The sequence below is a fragment of the Leeuwenhoekiella sp. MAR_2009_132 genome, assembly GCF_000687915.1.
Classification (GTDB): Bacteria; Bacteroidota; Bacteroidia; order Flavobacteriales; family Flavobacteriaceae; genus Leeuwenhoekiella.
The window spans coordinates 1,502,623-1,523,217 of record NZ_JHZY01000004.1 but is presented as its reverse complement, the minus strand read 5'-3'; the positions used below and the strand labels follow the sequence as shown (position 1 = coordinate 1,523,217).

Below are 20,595 nucleotides of genomic sequence, written 5' to 3'. Positions count from 1 at the left end.
GTTTGTAAGGTGTTTTGATTATGGTATCTTTATCTCAAATCAAACTAAACCAATGGGTCTACTAATCGCCTTTGCATTTATATCTATATTTTTCTCGTTTCTATGTTCTATCCTGGAAGCGGTTTTATTAAGTGTTACTCCTAGTTTTATACGCATTAAAACTAAGGAAGGTCACGCATACGCCAAGACATTGGCTAACTTTAAAAAAGACATAGACAAACCCCTAATTGCTATTTTAACTTTAAATACAATTGCGCATACTGTGGGTGCAATTTTAGTAGGGGATCAAGCAGGTACAATGGCTGCTGAGTCAGGTTGGGATTTTTCTGTTTTAGGACTCAATTTTGTCGCTATTGTCTCTACAATAATGACCTTATTAATACTTGTGCTTTCAGAAATTATCCCTAAAACAATAGGTGCTACTTACTGGAAATCTCTGGGCAACTTTACAGCGAAGACCTTAACGCTTATTCTAATATTTCTAAAATATACCGGTATTTTATGGTTGTTGACTCAAGTAACTAAACTTGTGGGTAAATCTGCTCATGTAAGTACAATGAGTCGTGAAGAATTTTTAGCACTCACCGATGCTGCTGAAAAAGAAGGAGTTTTTGAAGATAATGAGACTACTGTAATTAAGAATCTACTGGTTTTTAAATCGGTGATGGCAAAAGATGTAATGACGCCTTTTCCAGTTGTGGTGACCGAAGATGAGACTAAAACTTTAAATCAATTTCATAAAGAACACCCACATCTTAAGTTTTCGAGAATACCTGTTTTCAGTAAAAAATCACACAACATAACCGGCTTTATTTTAAAAGATGATGTTCTCGAGGAAATTGTAGAAGAACAGGGAGAGAAATTGCTTTCAGATATAAAAAGAGATATTCTTATTGTAGATGCAGATCAACCCATACCTGCACTTTTTGACACTTTTGTAACCAGTCGTGGTCATATTGCATTAGTAACAGACCATTTTGGAAACACCATAGGTGTTGTTACTATGGAAGACATTATAGAAACACTTCTGGGACTCGAAATAATGGACGAGAGTGACACTATTGAAGATATGCAGGTGCAAGCTCGTAAAAACTGGGAGCGCCGTGCAAAACGTATGGGAATCGTTCTAGACAAAATTCCAGAGAACTCTAAAACAGTTGAGTTATCTCCTCAGCACGATGTAAACGTAAAAAACGAAGATGTTGATAAACCTTCAGAATGAAAGAAGCCTATCTAGATTCTCCTTTGGGAACACTATTAATTAAAGGAAATCAAGAAGGACTGGTATCTGTAACATTTTTAGATGAAAAAATTTTGCAAAGCGAAGCAATACCTAAAGAGCTTCAAGATGTAGTTTCTCAATTAGAACACTATTTTACAGGAGATTTAAAAGATTTTAATCTAAAATTGAATCTACAAGGCACCGATTTTCAGAAAAAAGTGTGGTTACAACTGGCGAAAATCCCTTTTGGGAAAACCACTTCCTACTTACAAATGGCCAAAGATCTTGGCGACCCAAAAGTAATACGCGCAGCAGCTACTGCAAATGGTAAAAACCCAATCGCTATTATTGTACCATGCCACCGTGTGATTGGCAGCGATCATTCTATGACGGGTTACGCCGGTGGCATCTGGCGTAAAAAATGGCTTCTTGAGCACGAAAGTCCGGTTACACAACAAACGCTATTTTAGAGTTTTTAAGCTCCTTACTTTTTTCATAAACTTTTGATTATATTTAGTTTACAACTAGGTTATCCTATTTGGATGATTGAATTTTTATCATTGACAGTTTTCAAAAATTGCAACAGAAATCTAAATTATGCTATCAAAAATACACTTAGAAAACATTTTATTTCTAGATATAGAAACCGTACCTCAACTCGAAAATTTTAGCGATTTAGATACAGATATGCAGGAATTATTTGCCGATAAAACTCAGTATCAGCGCAAAGATGATTTTACAGCAGAAGAGTTTTACGACAGGGCAGGTATTTGGGCTGAGTTTGGTAAAATCGTTTGTATTTCGGTAGGTTATTTTAAAGTTAAAGACGCCATGCGTACATTTAGAACAACCTCTTTTCATGGAGATGAACGAAACCAACTGCTTGAATTTAAAAAACTTCTATCTGAACATTTTAATAAGCCGCAACACCTATTGTGTGCCCACAATGGTAAAGAGTTTGACTTCCCGTTTATCGCAAGACGTATGATTATTAATGGGATTGCACTTCCGTTTAAATTAGATTTATTCGGCAAAAAACCATGGGAAATTCCGCATCTTGACACCTTGGAAATGTGGAAGTTTGGCGATTATAAACACTATACTTCTCTAAAACTACTCACTAAAATCCTAAATATTCCTTCTCCCAAAACCGATATAGATGGTAGCCAGGTACGCGATGTATTTTATTTAGAAAATGATATTGCGCGTATTGTAGAATATTGCGAACGTGATGTCGTCGCTGTTGCACAAATTGTTTTGCGCCTGCGCAATGAAGCTTTATTACTAGAGACAGAGATCATTTCAGTTTAAATACTATAGGATATTGTAAATTTAGGCTGTGAATACAACAGCTCTACTTTCAATAAAAGATCTTAGCCTCGGTTTCAAAACCGGAAAGCAAACGAATCAGGTTTTGCATAGTATTGATTTTAATATTATGCAGAACGAAATTGTAGGTGTAGTAGGAGAATCAGGGTCAGGTAAATCAGTTACAAATTTGGCTGTTTTGGGTTTGCTTCCTAAGCGCATTACCGAAATTACTTCGGGAAATATTTTATTTGAGGGAAGTGATTTACTTCAACTAGCAGACAACGAACTCCAAAAAATACGCGGTAATAAAATTTCGATGATTTTTCAAGAACCTATGAGTTCCCTAAACCCTTCTATGCGTTGCGGGAAACAGGTTACCGAGATCTTATTAAGACACACAAATCTCTCTAAGAAAGCCGCAAAAGAAGAAACTCTAAAACTTTTTAATCAGGTAAAATTACCTAGACCCGAAGCAGCATTTAAGGCCTATCCTCATGAGATTAGCGGTGGGCAAAAACAGCGGGTTATGATCGCGATGGCAATCGCCTGCAAACCCAAATTATTAATAGCAGATGAGCCAACAACTGCACTAGATGTAACGGTTCAAAAAGAGATTATCTTGCTTTTAAAAGAATTGCAGCAACAAACGGAGATGAGTATTTTATTTATCTCACACGACCTCTCTCTCGTAAGTGAGATAGCAGATCGCGTTATCGTAATGTATCGCGGTAAAATTATTGAGCAAGGCAGCGCTAAAACCATCTTTAACGACCCTAAAGAAGACTACACAAAAGCTTTAATCTATGCCCGCCCTTCTACAAGTGAACGGCTTGCAAAACTACCTACTGTATCAGATTTTTTAAAGGGAAATGCACTTGCAAAACCAGTGAGTAGGGCAGAACGGGAACTTGAACACGAGAAGATATACAGCAAAACCCCATTATTAGAAATCAAAAACGCTACAAAAGAGTATTATTCTAAGGTTTCATTCTTCGGAAAGACAGAAACTCTAAAAGCAGTAAATGAAGTAAGTTTTAAAATTTATGAAGGTGAGACCTTAGGCCTTGTTGGTGAGTCTGGCTGCGGAAAGTCAACTTTAGGAAATTTAATTCTTCAGTTAGACAAAACTACCAGCGGAGCTATTTTCTACAAAGGAAAAGACTTAACTCTGTTGTCTTCAAAAGAACTAAGAACCCTTCGTAAAGATATTCAGATCATATTTCAGGACCCCTATTCTTCTTTAAATCCAAGGCTTACTGTAGGTCGTTCTATTACCGAAGCTATGCAGGTACATAAACTGTATAAATCTTCAGAAGAGCGTAAAGCAGAAGCCTTAAAGTTACTTCAAGAAGTAGGTTTATTGCCTGAGCATTATGACCGGTATCCTCAAGAATTTAGTGGTGGTCAACGACAACGTATAGGTATAGCGCGCACTATTGCAGTAAGGCCTAAGTTTATAGTTTGTGATGAGTCTGTATCTGCACTGGACATCTCTGTGCAGGCTCAAGTACTTAATCTGCTTAATACCTTAAAAACCTCATACGGTTTTACGTATTTATTTATTTCACACGATCTGGCCGTAGTGAAATATATTTCAGACCGTTTGCTGGTTATGCGAAACGGTAGATTTGAGGAAACTGGAGAAGCAGATACTGTATACGAGAACCCTCAAAGCGATTATACTAAAGCGTTAATCGAGGCAATTCCTAAAGGAATTTAAAACATAAAAAGAAAAACTTTTTTAAAGAGGTAAAGAATACTTCGTGTAGTTTGATAGGTATCTTGTAAAACTGCATTTAAGCCTTTAGACTTATGATTCTTAACGGGAGAAAGTGTTGGCATGTTCTTATTTCTTATTTTTCGTTAACGTGAATTTAACTTTTTTTATTTAGATATAAAAAAACCGCCGGGCTCCCCCTGCGGTTTATTAACAAATCATAACATCAAAACACTCCTGCTTTGAAATTAAGTAATAATTGAAAGGACTCCTCCTAAACTTTATATCTAAAAAATCCTGATTTGGGAGTGACTAAAGTAATTGTAATTTTCAGTTCGCGCAAGAATTTGAGTAACTAATTTTAAAAAACGTTAAAAAAAAGTGTTTTTCACCTGTTTTAACTTGCTTTTTAGCGTTGTTTTTAGTGACTAAATTCATTCAACGATTATTTTTGACACTAGAAAGATAAAAAAAGGAGCCCTAAGGCTCCTTATAAATTGATATACAAAATCTTTAAGCGAGTATCATTTCCGGGACTTCTGCAGGGATTTCTAAATAACCTTCTGTTGCTTTAATAATTTCATCAACAGATACCCCTGGAGCACGTTCTAACAGCCTAAAGCCTTTAGGCGTTACCTCGATCACAGCAAGATTAGTAACGATTTTAGTCACACAACCTACACCCGTAAGCGGTAAAGAACAGCGTTTAAGAAGTTTAGATTCTCCTTCTCTGTTAGTATGCATCATGGCTACAATAATATTTTCGGCACTGGCAACAAGATCCATTGCACCTCCCATACCTTTAACCATTTTTCCGGGAATTTTCCAATTTGCGATATCACCATTTTCAGCTACCTCCATAGCACCTAAAATGGTAAGATGTACGTGTTGACCACGTATCATTGAAAAACTTGTTGCAGAGTCAAAAAAAGAGGCTCCTTTAAGTGCTGTAATGGTTTGTTTACCTGCATTAATCAGATCTGCATCCTCTTCACCTTCAAAAGGGAAAGGACCCATTCCTAATATTCCGTTTTCACTCTGAAACTCAACTTCTATATCATCTCTAACATAATTAGCAACCAGCGTAGGAATACCTATACCCAGATTGACATAGAAGCCATCCTTAACTTCACGAGCTATGCGCTTAGCGATTCCGTTTTTATCTAGCATTATTTATTGGGTTGTGGTGTCATTCTTAAATACGGCTTAATCTCTGTGTGTCCCTTCGGAAAAAATTCTGGTATTTGCTCATTACTTACGCTTGGTGAGATTACGCAATCTTCGCCATCATTCCAATTTGCCGGTGTAGCCACTTTATGATATGCTGTAAGTTGAAGAGAGTCTATTACCCGTATAATCTCGTCAAAATTACGACCGGTAGAAGGTGGATAGGTAAGTGTTAATTTTATTTTCTTATCTGGTCCAATGATAAATACCGAACGTACCGTAGCTTTCTCACTAGCATTTGGATGTATCATATCATATAATTCAGAAACCTTGCGGCTCTCATCACCTATGATAGGATAGTTCATCGTTGTATTTTGAGTTTCGTTGATGTCTTTAATCCATCCCATATGTTCTTCAACGCTGTCTACGCTAATTGCAATAGGCTTTACATTACGTTTTTTAAACTCTGGGTAATAATTTGCCACAGTACCCAATTCTGTTGTACACACCGGCGTATAATCTCCCGGATGCGAAAACAAAATTCCCCAGCTGTCTCCTAGCCATTCGTGAAAATTGATTTCACCTTCGGTAGTATTTGCTGTAAAATCTGGTGCTATATCTCCTAATCTTAAATGTGCCATTTTATTTATTTTTATTATTAATCGTGATTAATTTATTGGTTTATCGTTTTCTAACAGTAAGTTGTTCGATACGCTTCTCATAGGCAGATCCTTTAAAAATACGTTGAACAAAAATACCTGGAATGTGTATTTGATTTGGGTCAAGTTCTCCTGCAGGTACGAGTTCTTCTACTTCGGCAACTGTAATTCTTGCTGCGCCACACATATTCGGGTTAAAATTGCGAGCTGTTCCCTTAAAAATAAGATTACCTGCAGTATCACCTTTCCAGGCTTTGACGAACGCAAAATCGGCTTTAAATGCTTCTTCAAGCACATACATTTTACCGTTAAACTCTCGGGTTTCTTTACCTTCAGCTACTTCTGTACCATACCCTGCCGGAGTATAAAATGCCGGAAATCCTGCCTGAGCGGCACGGCAACGTTCGGCCAAAGTTCCTTGCGGAATAAGCTCAACATCAAGCTCGTTACTCAACATTTGGCGTTCAAATTCTGCATTTTCGCCTACATAGGAAGAAATCATTTTTTTGATTTGCTTTTTCTGAAGTAGTAAGCCCAGTCCAAAATCATCAACTCCTGCATTATTAGAAATGCATGTTAACTCTTTTACACCCAGTTTAACTAATTCTGAAATAGCATTCTCAGGAATTCCGCTGAGGCCAAAGCCTCCAAACATCATTGTCATTGAATCAGTAACACCTTCAAGAGCTTCTGAAACTGAATGCACTGTTTTTATTATCATTTTCTGATTTTAGATACAGAAAATTACGAAACAACGCAGCCAACGGCAATTTTTTTGCAAGAATTTATGCAATTCATTTTATGCCGTAATTCTAATGAAAACTTACAACTGTAGTTAAACTAAAAGTCAAGTTCGTCAATAATATCAGATTGATGCGAACTGGCTTCAGATTGAGAACAATCTATGCGTATAGAAAGATTTTCTGGTTTCTCAAATGCGCCCTGTGAAATTTTTAGTGCCTCATCTGCGTAACATTTTTTCATAAAACTCCCCCAGATAGGTAACGCCATTGTTGCCCCCTGACCATAGGTTATAGAAGAAAAGTGAACCGATCTATCATCTCCTCCTACCCAAACACCGGTAACCAGGTTAGGCACCATACCCATAAACCAACCATCACTTTGATTTTGTGTAGTACCCGTTTTACCCGCGATAGGATTTTTAAAAGCATACGGATGTCCCGTAATTACTTTTTTATAAACATCACTATTTATTGCTCCCGAGCGTAGTCTGGCCCCAGAACCGTATTGAGTTACTCCTTCCATAAGGTTAACCGTTACATATGCAGATTCTTTACTTAAGACGTCTTTAGCCTCCGGAATGCTTTGGTACAAAACCGTCCCGTTTTTGTCAACAATTGTAGAAACTATTTGCGGCTCAACGTGAACCCCTTTGTTTGCAAAAGCAGAATAAGCCGAAACCATCTCAAATAAACTAATATCTGGAGTACCTAAAGCAATAGACGGCACTACCGGTATATCTTTAGTATCTATACCTAATTTTGCTATTAAATCAATTACCGTTTGTGGCCCCACACGATGCATTAAACGGGCAGAAACGGTATTAATTGATTGTGCCAATGCACTTTTTAAAGTCACCATACCACCATATTGCCCTCCAGAATTTTCAGGGCACCAGTCACGCTGAGCTCCCATTTCTCCCGCAGGAATACAGTAAGGAATATTAGGGATTGTATCGCAAGGAGATAGGTGTAATTGATCTATGGCTGTAGCATATAGAAAAGGTTTAAATGTAGAACCCACCTGGCGCTTTCCGGTTTTTACGTGATCGTATTGAAAATGCTTATAATCTATACCACCTACCCATGCTTTTACCTCGCCGGTCTGCGGTGTAAGACTCATTAAACCTGCTCTAAAAAAGCGCTTATAATATCGTATGCTATCTTTAGGTGTTAAAATAGTATCTATTTCTGAAGCTCCATTCTTCCACGCAAAAACACGCATATCTGTTTTAATATCAAACGATGCTCTAATTTTGTCTTCTGAAATGCCATTAGCGGCCATTTTTCTCCAGCGATCTGAAGTGCGCATTGCACGATATAAGATTTTCTGCTCTTCGTCTTCTGTTATATCTCTAAAGGGAGCTGTTTTGTTTCTTTCATTTTGTTTATCAAACTCACGCTGTAAATTCTCCATGTGCGCAGTAACAGACTGCTCTGCATAACGCTGCATACGCGAATCTATCGTAGTGGTTATAACTAGCCCGTCGCGATAAATATTATAGAACTCTTCATTACCATCTGCATCTTTACCTTTAGGATTATTTTTAATCCAGTCTGCCATGAATGCGCGTAAATATTCTCTAAAATAAGTTGCAATACCATCTGCATGGCCTTCTGGTGAAAAGTTAATTTTCATGGGCATCGCCATAAGGCTATCGCGCTCCTGTACTGTAAGCTTACCGGTTTGAGCCATAAGGGCTAAAACTGTGTTACGACGTTCTAAAGCATTGTCTTTAGAAATCTCACGATGTGGATTAAACTGTCGCGGATTTTTAAGCATTGCTGCAATTACTGCAGATTCTTCAGGACGTAACTCTATGGGTTCTTTGTCAAAGTAAATTTTTGAAGCAGAACGTATTCCCACCGCCTGAAACAAGAAATCCTGCTTGTTCAAATACATGGTAATTATCTCTTCTTTTGTGTATTGTCGCTCAAGTCGCGCAGCAATAATCCATTCTTTTACTTTCTGCACCAGGCGTTCTAGCGTACTGCCGGGTGTATCAGAAAAGAGCAATTTTGCGAGCTGCTGTGTGATGGTACTTGCACCACCTTTTGAACCTAAATAGGCAACGGCACGAGTGGTACCTCGTACATCTATACCAGAGTGATCATAAAATCGTCTATCTTCAGTAGCCACAACTGCATCAATTAAATTTTGAGGTAAGTCGCTATATTTTACAGGAGTTCTGTTTTCATTATAAAATTTCCCTAATGTTTTTCCATCTGAAGAAAGGATTTCTGTAGCCAGATTACTTTCAGGGTTTTCTAATTCGTCAAACGTGGGTAAACTTCCAAAAACACCCCAGGAAGCTAAAAGAAAAACAAGAACAAGCGCTCCTATAGATCCAAAAAATAAAATCCAAAATCCTTTTATATACGGTGCGTTACTGGGTGTATTCTTAGCTGTTTTTTTTGTTTTCTGAGCCATTTTTTATTCTTTAATTTTTTCGATGCGTAAGCCCACATCTACAATACCACCTAATTCTTGTACAGGGTTTACGCTACCATTGCGTCGCATTGCCTGTTTGAGTCTAAACTGGTATTCTCCTGCTTCAGTAAACCTGAAATTCTCTTTATACCAAAGTTTATTTTCTTTTAAATCTCCAAAACCCTCTCCCAGCCAGGATCCATCAGGTCGTGCCATTTTATATTCTAAAGTATCTGTAATGGTTTTTCCATTAGGAAATTGCAATTCTGAGATTAAAAATAAATTGCTAAATGCGTATTCATTTGTGTTTCTCAAAGTGATAAAAAGATTATAGTTAATTAAACTATCAAGTTTATTCACTTTAAAAACCACTGCAGCGTCGCTTTCCCAGTAATCTGGAAGACTTTTATACTCGTGAAAAACAGCTTTCTCATCACAAGCTGAAAAACAGATTAAAATTAAAAGTGCATAGCAAAATTTATGCATTATTACTTGGGCCTTTTTTACGATAATTTGATTTCTTTCTTCTGCCTTTAGACTTTTTACGAGCTACTTTAGGCTTGTCAAAACGTGTTAAACTGTCTTGCCCAACAACGTTACCAAAATCAACTTTAGTATCTGAAATTAGTTCTGCTGCATATTCTTCAAGACTTGCAACCGGCTCATTCTTTTTATTAGACTCTAAAATCTCATTTGCCTGTGTGGTGGTAAGTTTGTGCCAGTTCATCCACTCACCTTCGTATGCATACCACAGGTGTCCCTGAAAAATGTCTATTTTTTGGCAAACAGCAGTTCCTTTTTCGGTCTTTAATTTTTGTTCCGTCTTCGGAAAGTCTTTTAATGCATCTAAATACGCATCAAGCTCATAATTTAAACAACATTTAAGCTTACCGCACTGTCCCGCAAGTTTTTGAGGATTTAACGACAACTGCTGATAGCGAGCTGCGCTCGTAGTCACCGATCTAAAATCTGTTAACCACGTAGAACAACACAACTCTCGACCACAAGAGCCTATACCGCCCAGGCGAGCTGCTTCCTGTCTAAAACCTATTTGACGCATTTCTATGCGCGTTCTAAATTCTTGTGCAAACTCTTTAATAAGCTGTCTAAAATCTACGCGCTCTTCTGCAGTATAATAAAAGGTAGCTTTAGAACCATCGCCCTGAAACTCAATATCAGAGATTTTCATATGTAGGTTAAGACGAATGGCTATTTGTCTAGAACGCACTTTCATTGCTTCTTCGCGATCTTTTACACCTTGCCAGATTTCTACATCTTTCTGATTTGCCTTCCTATATATTTTTAAAAATTCTTCGGTGTCATAAGGCACCTTTTTCTTTTTCATTTGAATACGTACTAGCTCACCAGTAAGCGAAACAATACCTATATCATGACCAGAAGCAGCCTGTACGGCTAACACCTCACCTATATTAATCTGAAGATTATCTACGTTCTTAAAAAACTCTTTACGCCCGTTTTTAAAACGAACTTCTACAAAATCAAAAGGTTCTTGCCCATCTGGTAAGCTCATATTTGCTAACCAGTCAAAAACCGTTAATTTATTGCAACCATCTGTACCACAGGTACCATTATTTTGACAACCACGTGGCTGACCGTTAACGGTCGTACCACAACTTCCACACGCCATGAGATCCTATATTTAGTAAATCTCTAATTTAAAGTAAATTAGGATTTTTTGATTTGTATTCTTTAAAACGAAATTTTTTCGTTTTAATTTATGCTAAAGATAACATTTTAGACAGGCAAAAATATAGTAATTCTTATTGTCAGAAAATGTTATCTCAAATACATTGATATATGACAAATTCAAAAAACCTAATTAAGCTTCCCTTAAAACACGAGTACAAAAGGGTTTTGTGTTAAAATTTTTTAAATGTTGGTGGTTATCTACCTAATCTTTAAATTGTCTGAAATAATATTTAAAAAACAGCACGAATATGATTAAGAATTATTTAAAAATGTTAGCCATTGGAAGTCTCGTATTAACTTCTTGTAGTCAAGATGAAACTTTAGAAACTTCGGTGGAAATGAATTTAACAGCTACCGCTAATACAGAAAGTACCAATTTAGATGTTTTAGAAACTCCTGCTTTTTTCACACACAACGATTTTAAATTTAAGATTTCGAGTCTCGTAGAACCTACCAGTTGTGCAACAACACCATTTAATGATGTAATTAACGCTTCAGTAAGTAGTAATATTGATGCTTTAGGCGCTCAGTATTACGATATTTATACACAGATAGCTCAACTATATACTTTTATTGACACAGATTCTCAATATTTTGGGGCAGATGGGGAATACACAAACTATGTAAATAATAGAACCCGTAGTCTTGAAAAATTTTGGGACATGTCTAATTTAATTACAGTAAGAGGTCAACATAACGCGACCTTAAATGATCGCGATAAAATTGCAAGTGTATATCTTAATTTTTCTACATTAACAGAAGCTCAGGCTTATGGTAATGCAGATTTTTTTCTTGCAGTAAATGAGGCTAGCACATTCTTAAATGAAAGCCCTTTATTGTCTTTTGACGGTTTTGCATCTTCTGCAGATCTTATTGTTATAGGTGATGGTCTTGTTCAACTTGCTTCTGAAGCAGGTGTTGAAGACAAGATTGTATGGTCTGGTATTTTAGCTCACGAATGGGCACATCAAATTCAGTTTGATAATACAGCGGTATGGTATCCTAATGGGGCTGCTGACAATGCTCCAGAAGCGACACGATTTACAGAACTTGAAGCAGACTTTTTTGCTGCATTTTATATGACTCATAAAAGAGGAGCGACTTTTAACTGGAAACGTGTTGAAGAATTTAATAAACTGTTCTTCAACATTGGAGATTGCCAGTTTACGAGTCCTGGTCACCACGGAACTCCTGCACAGCGTATGCGTGCTGCAGAGGCTGGTTATGATTTTGCACAAAGCCTTCAGAAAAACGGAAAATTACTTTCTGCAGATGAAGTGCACCAGAGTTTTCTTCAGTATTTAAATACTACTATTTTAACTGCTCCTATCAACCCACCTGCTAATAACTCACAAGTAAGAAGATAGTTCTATAGATTAATAAAAAAAGCCGGCATTAGCCGGCTTTTTTTATGCTTTCCGTTGAAATTTCAACTTCTCTGATCTTCCTTTTTTAAAGATTTTATTACTGTTAGGGATTCCCTTTCGCAGTTCTTTTTGTTCTTCATAAGGCAGCGCAATAATCTCTTTACACTCATCAGAACACGTTAGACTCATCGCGTCTGAGCATTCTTCACATTGTATAAATAACAAGTGACACGCTTCATTAGCGCAATTTACATGTGTGTCACAAGGTTTACCGCACTGGTGACAATTAGAAATCACATCATCAGAAATACGCTCGCCACGACGGTGATCAAAAACAAAGTTTTTTCCTTTAAACTTGTTTTCCAGTTTTAACTGCTCTACCTGCCGCGCATATTCAATAATCCCTCCTTCTAATTGATATACCTGTTTAAAACCTTTATGCTTATAATAGGCACTCGCCTTCTCACAGCGTATACCACCGGTACAATACATTACCAGCTTTTTATCTTCTTTGTGATCTTTTAAATCTTCTTCTATAAGGTCTAAACTATCACGAAAAGTATCTACATCTGGAGTAATAGCATTTTTAAAATGTCCTATCTCGCTCTCGTAATGGTTACGCATATCTACAAGCACCACATCGTCACTTTCTATAAGTTCGTTAAACGTCTGTGCGTCTACGTGTATCCCTTTATTAGTTACATCAAATGTGTCATCATTAAGACCATCTGCTACAATCTTATCACGCACTTTTACTTTAAGCTTTAAAAAGGATTTTGCATCCTGTTCTATAGCGATATTTAACCGAACATCTTTGAGAAAATTAATATTATCTAAAAATGATTTAAAGGCTTCAAAGTGTTTTGCAGGGACTGAAAGTTGGGCGTTTATTCCTTCGTGAGCTACATAAATGCGCCCTAATACCTCCATATCGTCCCAGGCAATAAAAAGGTGATTTCTAAAAAGGTGTGGATTGCCTATTTTGGCATATTGGTAGAACGAAAGAGTAAGACGGTCTTCGCCGGCTTCATCAATAAGTGCAGCTCGTTCTTTCGCACTTAATTTATTGTACAGTTGCATGCTATACTAATTTTAAGGTTAAAGAATGCGCAAAAATAAGGTTTTAAAAGAGATAGCAACTCTATCCTGTATTAGAATTTTGCAGGTGAAAAGTTTAGAACATAAAAAATGCCTTCAATCGTATTGAAGGCATTTTTCTGAACGGCTAATTCATTAGTAAATTATTTGAAATCAATCAAAGAACTTAGCTAACCGCCGTCCAGCCTAATACTGCAATGCAGGCAACCCAACAAAGACCCCATATAGTCGCAGTATAAAAGATTAATATTATATTTCATAAGTAGAGATTTATAATATAGTTGCAACAATCCTTAAATGGTTGCGCACGCGTTTGTTAAAATTTAATACCCAAACTAGGATATTTTCCTATTTAAAAGATTAAATACACGCTAAACCTATTATTTAATGGAATTTTTCCATTATTAACTTCTCATTTCATTGTGTCCATCAAAAAGAAATGGTACTTTAGCATCCATAAAAAAATTAAAATGTAGAATACTAAGTATTTGATTTTTACACCAATCAAATAACTTATAAAGATTATAAAAGCATCATAATGGCAAAAAAAGAAGAAGTTGCAATGGGTAAAGAGCAAGAAGCAAAACTTAAAGCTCTGAAACTCACCCTTGACAAAATGGATAAAACCTACGGGAAGGGAACAGTTATGAAAATGGGTGATAATGCTATTGTAGAGGTTGAAGCTATTTCTACAGGTTCTTTAGGTCTTGATATTGCATTAGGCGTAGGAGGTTTACCTAAAGGTCGTGTAATTGAAATTTATGGCCCAGAATCTTCTGGTAAAACGACACTTACCTTACATGCAATTGCAGAATCACAAAAAAAAGGAGGTATCGCAGCATTTATTGATGCAGAACACGCTTTTGACCGGTTCTATGCAGAAAAGTTAGGCGTTGATATAGAGAATCTTATCATCTCACAACCAGACAACGGAGAGCAGGCATTAGAAATTGCAGATAATCTTATTCGCTCGGGAGCAATTGATATTATTGTAATTGACTCTGTTGCCGCCTTAACTCCTAAGAGTGAGATTGAAGGAGAAATGGGAGATTCTAAAATGGGCTTACATGCACGTTTAATGTCTCAGGCATTAAGAAAACTTACCGGCTCGATTAGTAAGACTAATTGTACAGTTATCTTTATTAACCAGTTAAGAGAGAAAATAGGTGTAATGTTTGGCAACCCGGAAACTACAACCGGGGGTAACGCACTAAAGTTTTACGCTTCGGTACGTTTAGATATACGCCGTTCTACACAGATTAAAGATGCTAACGGTGAAGTACAGGGTAATAAAACCCGTGTAAAGGTGGTTAAGAATAAAGTTGCACCACCTTTCCGTCAGGCAGAATTTGATATAATGTACGGTGAAGGTATTTCTAAAGTAGGAGAGATTCTTGACATAGGTGTTGAGTATGAGATCATCAATAAAAGTGGTTCTTGGTTTAGCTATCAGGATACTAAATTAGGTCAGGGACGTGATGCTGTAAAAGCAATACTTAAAGACAACCCAGATCTTTTAGAAGAACTAGAAATTAAAATTAAAGACGCTATAAAAGTAGCTACCTCAGCGTAGTAAGATCTTTTTTATTAAACGTCACGCAACCTTTTTCATCATTAGGTATCTACTTTAAAAAGAAGATATTTATAATGATGAGAAAGGTTTTTTTATTACTCGCTTTACTAACCCTGGTTGTTAGCTGTTCATTAGATGATGATGGAAGAAACGTTAGCTATGAGTTTGTGCCTATTACAGATTACGAGTTGCCCGATTCTTTAGTATTAGGTCAGAAATATCAATTCCCCATTAGGTATGTTTCTCCTACAGATTGTAATGCTTTTTATGGTTTTGAGTACGACCGTAGAGACAGTACGCGTTTTGTATTTGTTGTAAATCAGGTTTTTGAAAATGAAAATTGCACAACTACAACAGACACGTTAGAAGCTACACTTAACTTTGAGGTGTTATACAATTACACCTATGTATTTAAGTTTTTTAAAGGGTTTGATGCAAATGACGAGCCTACTTATATTACTGAAGAAGTGCCGGTAAAACAACCCTAAGAATTTAATAAATTAAAAATGTGAGTTTAGAACAGCTCATTATTGACTGCAAACGTCAAAAATCAAAAGCACAGGAAGCATTGTACAGGCAATTTGCCGCGACGCTTTTTCCCGTTGCTTTAAAATATGCCCGCAACTACAGCGAGGCAGAAGATATCTTGCAGGAAAGTTTTATTATAATATTTGAAAAAGTTACCCAATTTAAAAGTAAAGGGTCTTTTGAAGGTTGGCTCAAACGTATCGTAATCAATACCGCATTACAACGTTACCGAAAACAAGCAGTATTCGAAATAATAAATGAAGAAAATATTGAAGAAGCAGCTGTAGAAGTTGATGATGATGAAATTTCGCTTCAATTTTTACTTCAAATTGTACAAGAACTCCCCGACCGGTATCGGTTGGTTTTTAATTTATATGCATTAGACGGTTATTCTCATAAAGAAATCTCTAAAATGCTAGAAATTAAAGAAGGCACATCTAAATCAAACCTTGCTCGTGCCCGAATGATTTTAAAAGAGAAAGTTCAAGACTTTCAAGCTAATGCTCACATACAAGCTTCAACGCGGTGAAAGAAAAGAAAAACATAGATCGCTTATACCAGGAAAAGTTTAAAGACTTTACCATAGAACCTAGTGAACATATCTGGGCAGGTATTGCTGCGCGACAAAATCAAAAGAAAAAACGCATTCTTCCGTTATGGTTTCAATTAAGTGGAGCTGCAGCAATTCTAGTGCTCTTGCTTTTAGCAGGTACATTTTGGTTTAATACGGAAAATGATTTAAAGACACCTCAACTTGTAAATCAAGAGCAGGAAAATACTTCAGATTCTCTTAAAAAGGAAGATAAAACCATTTATGCCCCTACCCCTTCAGAAACTATAAATACTAATCAAGAGGCGATTACTTCTACAACTACTAAATCTTCTGAAGTTTTAAACACTGAAAATATTTCGGTTGAAAATAATATTAGAGAAACAATTAAAAATACCTCAACTCAACATCGATCTGCTGTAGTAACTAATGGTCAAAACTCTTTAAACAATGCTTCCGTAGGAAAAAATGGAATAGGACAACCTATTGAAAAAGCAACGGTTACGTCAAATATTCTTAACGAAGATTTAAAACCGAATGAACCATTACACAATACAGCTGCGTCTCCCCTTAAAAAACCGGTTGTTGAAACAGCAGTTGTTCAAAACGATATTGAAAACACAACTCAAGATAAACAGACTCCTACAGAAATTGACCCCAATACTTTAGAAAAACTGGCAAATAAAACTAAAGAGGAGGCTATTGCTACAACAGATGATCCTAATAAAGCAGAAATGATGCGATGGGGGATTACACCTATGGTTGCGCCTGTTTATTACGACAGTTTTAGTGGTTCTGGTATAGATCAACAGTTTGCTAATAATACAAAACGTGCCGATGTAAATCTCAGTTATGGGGTGCAGGTTAGTTATGCAGTTTCAAAACGTATTACGGTACGTTCTGGGATTAACAAAGTAGAACTGGGCTATAGCACCGAGCAAATAGGATTTACGCCCAGTATTAGTGCCAGAAATCCTAACACGATGATTAGCAGTATAGACTTTAATGACAATTCGCAAATCATACAACTTGACAACAATAACAACTCGGGTTTACCCAATTTACCTAGTGGTAATCAAACCGAATTTGCCACCAGTATAAGCGCTAATAAAAATACATCTTTACGACAGGAATTGGGATACATAGAGATTCCTGTTGAGGCAGAATATACTCTGCTAGATAGTAAAATTGGTTTACAGGTGATAGGTGGATTAAGTTCAATGTTTCTAAATACAAACTCTATTTCACTTGAGGAAGAAGGCAATTTAGTATCTGAACTGGGTAAATCAAACAGTCTTAATAATACCAGTTTTAGTACTAACATAGGACTTGGTATTGATTATAAATTCACTGAACGAATTCAATTTAAATTAGAGCCTATGTTTAAATATCAACTTAACGCATATACAAAAAGCGTAAGTGATTTCAAACCTTATTATCTAGGTCTATACACCGGTTTGAGCTTTAAGTTTTAAAATATTAAAGAGGGAAGGTTAGGTTATTTTTTTAGTTGGTTAGGTAATTATTGCACAGCAATAATTAGAAAACCGCCCCTGGTTAGGGCGGTTTTTTTGGTTTACATACTAAGATCTTTAAGAAGTTCTTTATGTATTACGCAATAAGTTTGATCTCTTAATTCTCTACGGTCTTTTGCTTCTTTCCCTTTTGTTTCTATAAATGGTAAAATTTTAACTCGCATTTTACCCGGTGAACCAGAAAAGAAATCATACGAGAACCGTTTTTTATTATCGTAAAAAACCATAGGTACAATGGGTACCTGATGATCTATCGCTAGTCTAAAAGCCCCATCTTTAAACGTGTCTAAGACTACTGAAAGATCATCAGGAACGCCACCTTCTGGAAATATGCAAATACTTAAACCTTGATTTAATCTGCGCTGCGCGCTTTCAAATACAGCCATTCTACTCTTTGCGTCTCCTCTATCTACTAAAATACAGGTTTGTTTATAGAAATATCCAAATAGCGGAAACCGTGCTAATTCTTTTTTACCTACAAATACAAAAGGGTTGCGTACTACGTGCAGCATCAACATTATATCTGCCATTGAGGTATGATTTGCGACAAACATATAGCTCTTGCCGCGTTTAGTCTTTTCAAGACGTTTTATCTGTGGCCAAAAACCCATCCCAAATAAAATAAACCGGGCCCAAAATTGAGCCATTCTAAAAAAGTAAGGATACCACGTGTCTTTTGCAACAGATATTACAAGAAAAGGAAACAAGACAATTATAGGAACTACTAAAAGTATATAGAACCATATACGCCAAAGCAGTGTAATAATCTTACGAAAAATGTGAATCATATGTGGTTAGGTAATTTGGCTGTGCTAAACTATAAATGAAGTTGTAACCATTCAAAAATAGGCATTTTAAAAGGAGTTAATTAGCCAAAAGGGGTAACTTTACGCAAAATTATAGTTATAAATGTCACGAATTTTAACCGGAGTTCAAAGTACAGGAACTCCTCACTTAGGAAATTTATTAGGCGCTATTATTCCCGCAATACAAATGGCGAATATGCCCGAAAATGAGTCTTACCTGTTTATTGCAGATATGCATTCTCTTACTCAAATTAAAAACGGAGAGACATTAAGACACAATACCTATTCTACAGCAGCTACCTGGCTGGCCTGTGGTCTTGACATTACTAAAACTGTTTTCTACCGTCAAAGTGATATACCACAAACAACAGAATTAACCTGGTATTTAAGTTGTTTTTACCCCTATCAACGCCTAACCCTTGCGCATAGTTTTAAGGACAAAGCAGACCGTCTAGATGATGTAAATACCGGTTTATTTACCTACCCAATGCTTATGGCCGCAGATATTCTTTTATATGATGCAGAGATTGTACCCGTGGGTAAAGATCAATCGCAGCATCTAGAAATGACACGGGATGTTGCTTCTCGTTTTCATGCGCAAATGGGAGAAACATTTGTGATACCACAACTTAAACTGCATGAAGAAACCATGTACATACCGGGTACAGACGGTGCTAAAATGAGTAAAAGTAAAGGCAATACCATTATTTTGTTTCAGTCTGATAAAGAGTTAAAAAAACAAATAATGAGTATTGAAACAGATAGTACTCCATTAGAAGAGCCTAAAGACACAAATACATGTAATGTTTTTGCAATTTATAAACTGTTAGCTTCTGCAGAAGATGTTGCTGCAATGCGTGCTAATTATGAAGGTGGTGGCTACGGTTACGGTCACGCTAAAAAGGCGTTATACGAACTCATACTAACTAAATTTGAAAAAGAACGCGCACTTTACAACCATTATATGGCAAATCTCGATGAGCTTGATGAAGCCTTAAAAGTAGGTGCAGAGAAAGCTCAGGCTGTGGCGCAGTCTGTTTTAAAGCGTGTACGTACAAAATTAGGGTATTAAGCAAGTTCAAACTGCTTACCCGGAAGTGGGCGTATAACCCCTTTTAATTCCATATTTAAGAGAATGCCAGCCACTTTAAAGGTTGGCATTTTGCAATTTAAAGCGATTAAGTCGAGCTGCTCTTTTCCTTGATTGGTTAAGTAATTAAATATTGCTTTCTCTTCAACATCAAGTTCTATAAAAAGTTGCTTTTGCACGGGTTTGAAAGAATCTTTTACGCTCCAATTCAACATATAAATTAAATCTGCAGCACTGGTAATTAACTGGGCTTGCTGAGATTTTATAAGATTATTACAGCCTAAACTTTGTGAATCATCTGGCCTTCCAGGAACAGCAAACACATCTCTGTTGTACGAGTTCGCGATTTCTGCCGTAACCAGCGAGCCTCCTTTATCTGCACTTTCAATTACTACAGTTGCCTCACTAATTCCTGCAATAATACGATTGCGTCTTAAAAAATTAGTGCGATCAAAATTATCTGAACTCCAGAAATCGGTGATAAATGCGCCCTGAGCTTCTAAAGATTTTGCATACTTGTGGTGAACTTTAGGATAAATCTGATTGAGGCCGTGCGCTAAAACTGCAATTGTTTCTAAGCCATTATCTAGTGCTGCCCTATGTGCTGTGATGTCTACACCATAAGCAAAACCCGATACAATTACAGGTTTTAATGGCGCAAGATCTTCAATAAACCGCTTTATAAATTCTATGCCGTAAGACGTGACTTTACGGGTACCTACAATAGAAATCATTTTAGGGTTTGCATAATCTGAGTTTCCGCGCTTGAAGAGTAAAATAGGACCGTCTATGCAATGTTTTAGTCGTTCAGGATATTCAGCATCTAGAAAACACGAGTATTCAATATTATTAGTCTCTATAAACTTGATTTCTTTTTCGGCTTCAATAGCGTGTTCTTTATTATAAAAATCTTTCAATTTATGCTCTCCTATTCCATCTATATCAAGAAGTGTTGCCTTTTTTTGAACCAAAACATTTTGAGGCGTTTCAAAACGATTAATAAGTCTTTTTATAGAGGTGTCTCCCAGATTGGGGATACGTTGTAAGATTAGAAAAGCGTGTAGTTGGTCCTGAGTCATCTTTATAGTTAG

Annotated in this window: 19 protein-coding genes; 10 read left to right on the top strand and 9 right to left on the bottom strand. The window is 36.5% G+C overall.

The window, feature by feature from the left end:
- Positions 1 to 52 precede the first annotated feature (52 nt).
- The 4 genes from P164_RS15060 (at position 53) to P164_RS15045 (ending at position 4,253) form a co-directional block, all read left to right on the top strand.
- On the top strand, positions 53 to 1,222 hold the full coding sequence (locus P164_RS15060; protein WP_028377161.1) for a CNNM domain-containing protein: 1,170 nt from the start codon (positions 53 to 55) through the stop codon (positions 1,220 to 1,222).
- Positions 1,219 to 1,692 (top strand): methylated-DNA--[protein]-cysteine S-methyltransferase, encoded by a 474-nt coding sequence (locus P164_RS15055; protein ID WP_028377160.1) that lies wholly within the window; start codon positions 1,219 to 1,221, stop codon positions 1,690 to 1,692. Before P164_RS15060 ends, P164_RS15055 begins: the two co-directional genes overlap by 4 nt.
- Before the next feature lie 127 nt (positions 1,693 to 1,819).
- Positions 1,820 to 2,533 carry a 3'-5' exonuclease gene (locus P164_RS15050; protein ID WP_028377159.1) on the top strand — a complete coding sequence of 238 codons (714 nt, stop codon included), beginning with the start codon at positions 1,820 to 1,822 and terminating at the stop codon, positions 2,531 to 2,533.
- A 28-nt stretch (positions 2,534 to 2,561) separates the two neighbouring features.
- Positions 2,562 to 4,253: an ABC transporter ATP-binding protein gene (locus P164_RS15045; protein WP_028377158.1), complete on the top strand. Its 1,692-nt coding sequence runs from the start codon at positions 2,562 to 2,564 to the stop codon at positions 4,251 to 4,253.
- Between the two features lie 510 nt (positions 4,254 to 4,763).
- On the opposite strand, the gene P164_RS15040 is transcribed toward P164_RS15045, so the two are convergent.
- From P164_RS15040 to P164_RS15015, 6 genes are all read right to left on the bottom strand, one after another.
- Positions 4,764 to 5,420 carry a 3-oxoacid CoA-transferase subunit B gene (locus P164_RS15040; RefSeq protein WP_028377157.1) on the bottom strand — a complete coding sequence of 219 codons (657 nt, stop codon included), beginning with the start codon at positions 5,418 to 5,420 and terminating at the stop codon, positions 4,764 to 4,766.
- On the bottom strand, positions 5,420 to 6,058 hold the full coding sequence (locus P164_RS15035) for a peroxiredoxin (RefSeq protein ID WP_028377156.1): 639 nt from the start codon (positions 6,056 to 6,058) through the stop codon (positions 5,420 to 5,422). The genes P164_RS15040 and P164_RS15035 overlap by 1 nt, the downstream gene beginning before the upstream one ends.
- 40 nt (positions 6,059 to 6,098) lie before the next feature.
- Positions 6,099 to 6,797, bottom strand: a complete 699-nt coding sequence (locus P164_RS15030; protein ID WP_028377155.1) for a CoA transferase subunit A — start codon at positions 6,795 to 6,797, stop codon at positions 6,099 to 6,101.
- A gap of 119 nt (positions 6,798 to 6,916) precedes the next feature.
- Positions 6,917 to 9,247: a penicillin-binding protein 1A gene (locus P164_RS15025; RefSeq protein WP_028377154.1), complete on the bottom strand. Its 2,331-nt coding sequence runs from the start codon at positions 9,245 to 9,247 to the stop codon at positions 6,917 to 6,919.
- Positions 9,248 to 9,250: 3 nt separating this feature from the next.
- Positions 9,251 to 9,733 carry a gliding motility lipoprotein GldH gene (locus P164_RS15020; RefSeq protein WP_035899894.1) on the bottom strand — a complete coding sequence of 161 codons (483 nt, stop codon included), beginning with the start codon at positions 9,731 to 9,733 and terminating at the stop codon, positions 9,251 to 9,253.
- Positions 9,726 to 10,895 carry a stage 0 sporulation family protein gene (locus P164_RS15015; protein WP_028377152.1) on the bottom strand — a complete coding sequence of 390 codons (1,170 nt, stop codon included), beginning with the start codon at positions 10,893 to 10,895 and terminating at the stop codon, positions 9,726 to 9,728. The genes P164_RS15020 and P164_RS15015 overlap by 8 nt, the downstream gene beginning before the upstream one ends.
- A gap of 310 nt (positions 10,896 to 11,205) precedes the next feature.
- Between P164_RS15015 and P164_RS15010 the strand changes: the two genes are divergently transcribed.
- On the top strand, positions 11,206 to 12,324 hold the full coding sequence (locus tag P164_RS15010) for a hypothetical protein (protein ID WP_028377151.1): 1,119 nt from the start codon (positions 11,206 to 11,208) through the stop codon (positions 12,322 to 12,324).
- 42 nt (positions 12,325 to 12,366) lie between these two features.
- Here the strand turns inward: P164_RS15010 and P164_RS15005 are convergent, their stop codons facing one another.
- Positions 12,367 to 13,404 (bottom strand): rhodanese-related sulfurtransferase, encoded by a 1,038-nt coding sequence (locus P164_RS15005; RefSeq protein ID WP_028377150.1) that lies wholly within the window; start codon positions 13,402 to 13,404, stop codon positions 12,367 to 12,369.
- A gap of 580 nt (positions 13,405 to 13,984) precedes the next feature.
- On the opposite strand from P164_RS15005, the gene recA reads away from it, so the two are divergent.
- The 4 genes from recA to P164_RS14985 all read left to right on the top strand — a co-directional run bounded on the left by recA (position 13,985) and on the right by P164_RS14985 (position 17,548).
- Positions 13,985 to 14,995 (top strand): recombinase RecA, encoded by a 1,011-nt coding sequence (gene recA / locus P164_RS15000; RefSeq protein WP_035900150.1) that lies wholly within the window; start codon positions 13,985 to 13,987, stop codon positions 14,993 to 14,995.
- Positions 14,996 to 15,069: 74 nt separating this feature from the next.
- Positions 15,070 to 15,483: a hypothetical protein gene (locus P164_RS14995; RefSeq protein WP_125411784.1), complete on the top strand. Its 414-nt coding sequence runs from the start codon at positions 15,070 to 15,072 to the stop codon at positions 15,481 to 15,483.
- A 20-nt stretch (positions 15,484 to 15,503) separates the two neighbouring features.
- The gene (locus P164_RS14990) at positions 15,504 to 16,052 is read left to right on the top strand and encodes an RNA polymerase sigma factor (RefSeq protein WP_028377147.1); all 549 of its coding nucleotides are present in this window, start codon (positions 15,504 to 15,506) and stop codon (positions 16,050 to 16,052) included.
- On the top strand, positions 16,049 to 17,548 hold the full coding sequence (locus tag P164_RS14985; RefSeq protein WP_028377146.1) for an outer membrane beta-barrel protein: 1,500 nt from the start codon (positions 16,049 to 16,051) through the stop codon (positions 17,546 to 17,548). The genes P164_RS14990 and P164_RS14985 overlap by 4 nt, the downstream gene beginning before the upstream one ends.
- A 101-nt stretch (positions 17,549 to 17,649) precedes the next feature.
- Here P164_RS14985 and P164_RS14980 read toward each other — a convergent pair whose 3' ends face one another.
- Positions 17,650 to 18,396 (bottom strand): lysophospholipid acyltransferase family protein, encoded by a 747-nt coding sequence (locus P164_RS14980; protein ID WP_028377145.1) that lies wholly within the window; start codon positions 18,394 to 18,396, stop codon positions 17,650 to 17,652.
- Between the two features lie 121 nt (positions 18,397 to 18,517).
- Between P164_RS14980 and trpS the strand changes: the two genes are divergently transcribed.
- On the top strand, positions 18,518 to 19,486 hold the full coding sequence (gene trpS, locus P164_RS14975; RefSeq protein ID WP_028377144.1) for a tryptophan--tRNA ligase: 969 nt from the start codon (positions 18,518 to 18,520) through the stop codon (positions 19,484 to 19,486).
- On the opposite strand, the gene dprA is transcribed toward trpS, so the two are convergent.
- On the bottom strand, positions 19,483 to 20,583 hold the full coding sequence (gene dprA, locus P164_RS14970; RefSeq protein WP_028377143.1) for a DNA-processing protein DprA: 1,101 nt from the start codon (positions 20,581 to 20,583) through the stop codon (positions 19,483 to 19,485). The two genes, trpS and dprA, sit on opposite strands and share 4 nt — an antisense overlap.
- Positions 20,584 to 20,595: the final 12 nt, after the last annotated feature.

What these genes read in the sequence shown, in the direction of transcription:
- trpS (WP_028377144.1), top strand. Translation starts at nt 18,518, where the DNA reads ATGTCACGAATTTTAACCGGAGTTCAAAGTACAGGAACTCCTCACTTA.
- P164_RS14995 (WP_125411784.1), top strand. Translation starts at nt 15,070, where the DNA reads ATGATGAGAAAGGTTTTTTTATTACTCGCTTTACTAACCCTGGTTGTT.
- P164_RS15005 (WP_028377150.1), bottom strand. Translation starts at nt 13,404, where the DNA reads ATGCAACTGTACAATAAATTAAGTGCGAAAGAACGAGCTGCACTTATT.
- P164_RS15010 (WP_028377151.1), top strand. Translation starts at nt 11,206, where the DNA reads ATGATTAAGAATTATTTAAAAATGTTAGCCATTGGAAGTCTCGTATTA.
- P164_RS15030 (WP_028377155.1), bottom strand. Translation starts at nt 6,797, where the DNA reads ATGATAATAAAAACAGTGCATTCAGTTTCAGAAGCTCTTGAAGGTGTT.
- dprA (WP_028377143.1), bottom strand. Translation starts at nt 20,583, where the DNA reads ATGACTCAGGACCAACTACACGCTTTTCTAATCTTACAACGTATCCCC.
- P164_RS15035 (WP_028377156.1), bottom strand. Translation starts at nt 6,058, where the DNA reads ATGGCACATTTAAGATTAGGAGATATAGCACCAGATTTTACAGCAAAT.
- P164_RS15060 (WP_028377161.1), top strand. Translation starts at nt 53, where the DNA reads ATGGGTCTACTAATCGCCTTTGCATTTATATCTATATTTTTCTCGTTT.
- P164_RS14980 (WP_028377145.1), bottom strand. Translation starts at nt 18,396, where the DNA reads ATGATTCACATTTTTCGTAAGATTATTACACTGCTTTGGCGTATATGG.
- P164_RS15015 (WP_028377152.1), bottom strand. Translation starts at nt 10,895, where the DNA reads ATGGCGTGTGGAAGTTGTGGTACGACCGTTAACGGTCAGCCACGTGGT.
- P164_RS15050 (WP_028377159.1), top strand. Translation starts at nt 1,820, where the DNA reads ATGCTATCAAAAATACACTTAGAAAACATTTTATTTCTAGATATAGAA.
- P164_RS15025 (WP_028377154.1), bottom strand. Translation starts at nt 9,247, where the DNA reads ATGGCTCAGAAAACAAAAAAAACAGCTAAGAATACACCCAGTAACGCA.
- P164_RS15020 (WP_035899894.1), bottom strand. Translation starts at nt 9,733, where the DNA reads ATGCATAAATTTTGCTATGCACTTTTAATTTTAATCTGTTTTTCAGCT.
- P164_RS15040 (WP_028377157.1), bottom strand. Translation starts at nt 5,420, where the DNA reads ATGCTAGATAAAAACGGAATCGCTAAGCGCATAGCTCGTGAAGTTAAG.
- P164_RS15055 (WP_028377160.1), top strand. Translation starts at nt 1,219, where the DNA reads ATGAAAGAAGCCTATCTAGATTCTCCTTTGGGAACACTATTAATTAAA.
- recA (WP_035900150.1), top strand. Translation starts at nt 13,985, where the DNA reads ATGGGTAAAGAGCAAGAAGCAAAACTTAAAGCTCTGAAACTCACCCTT.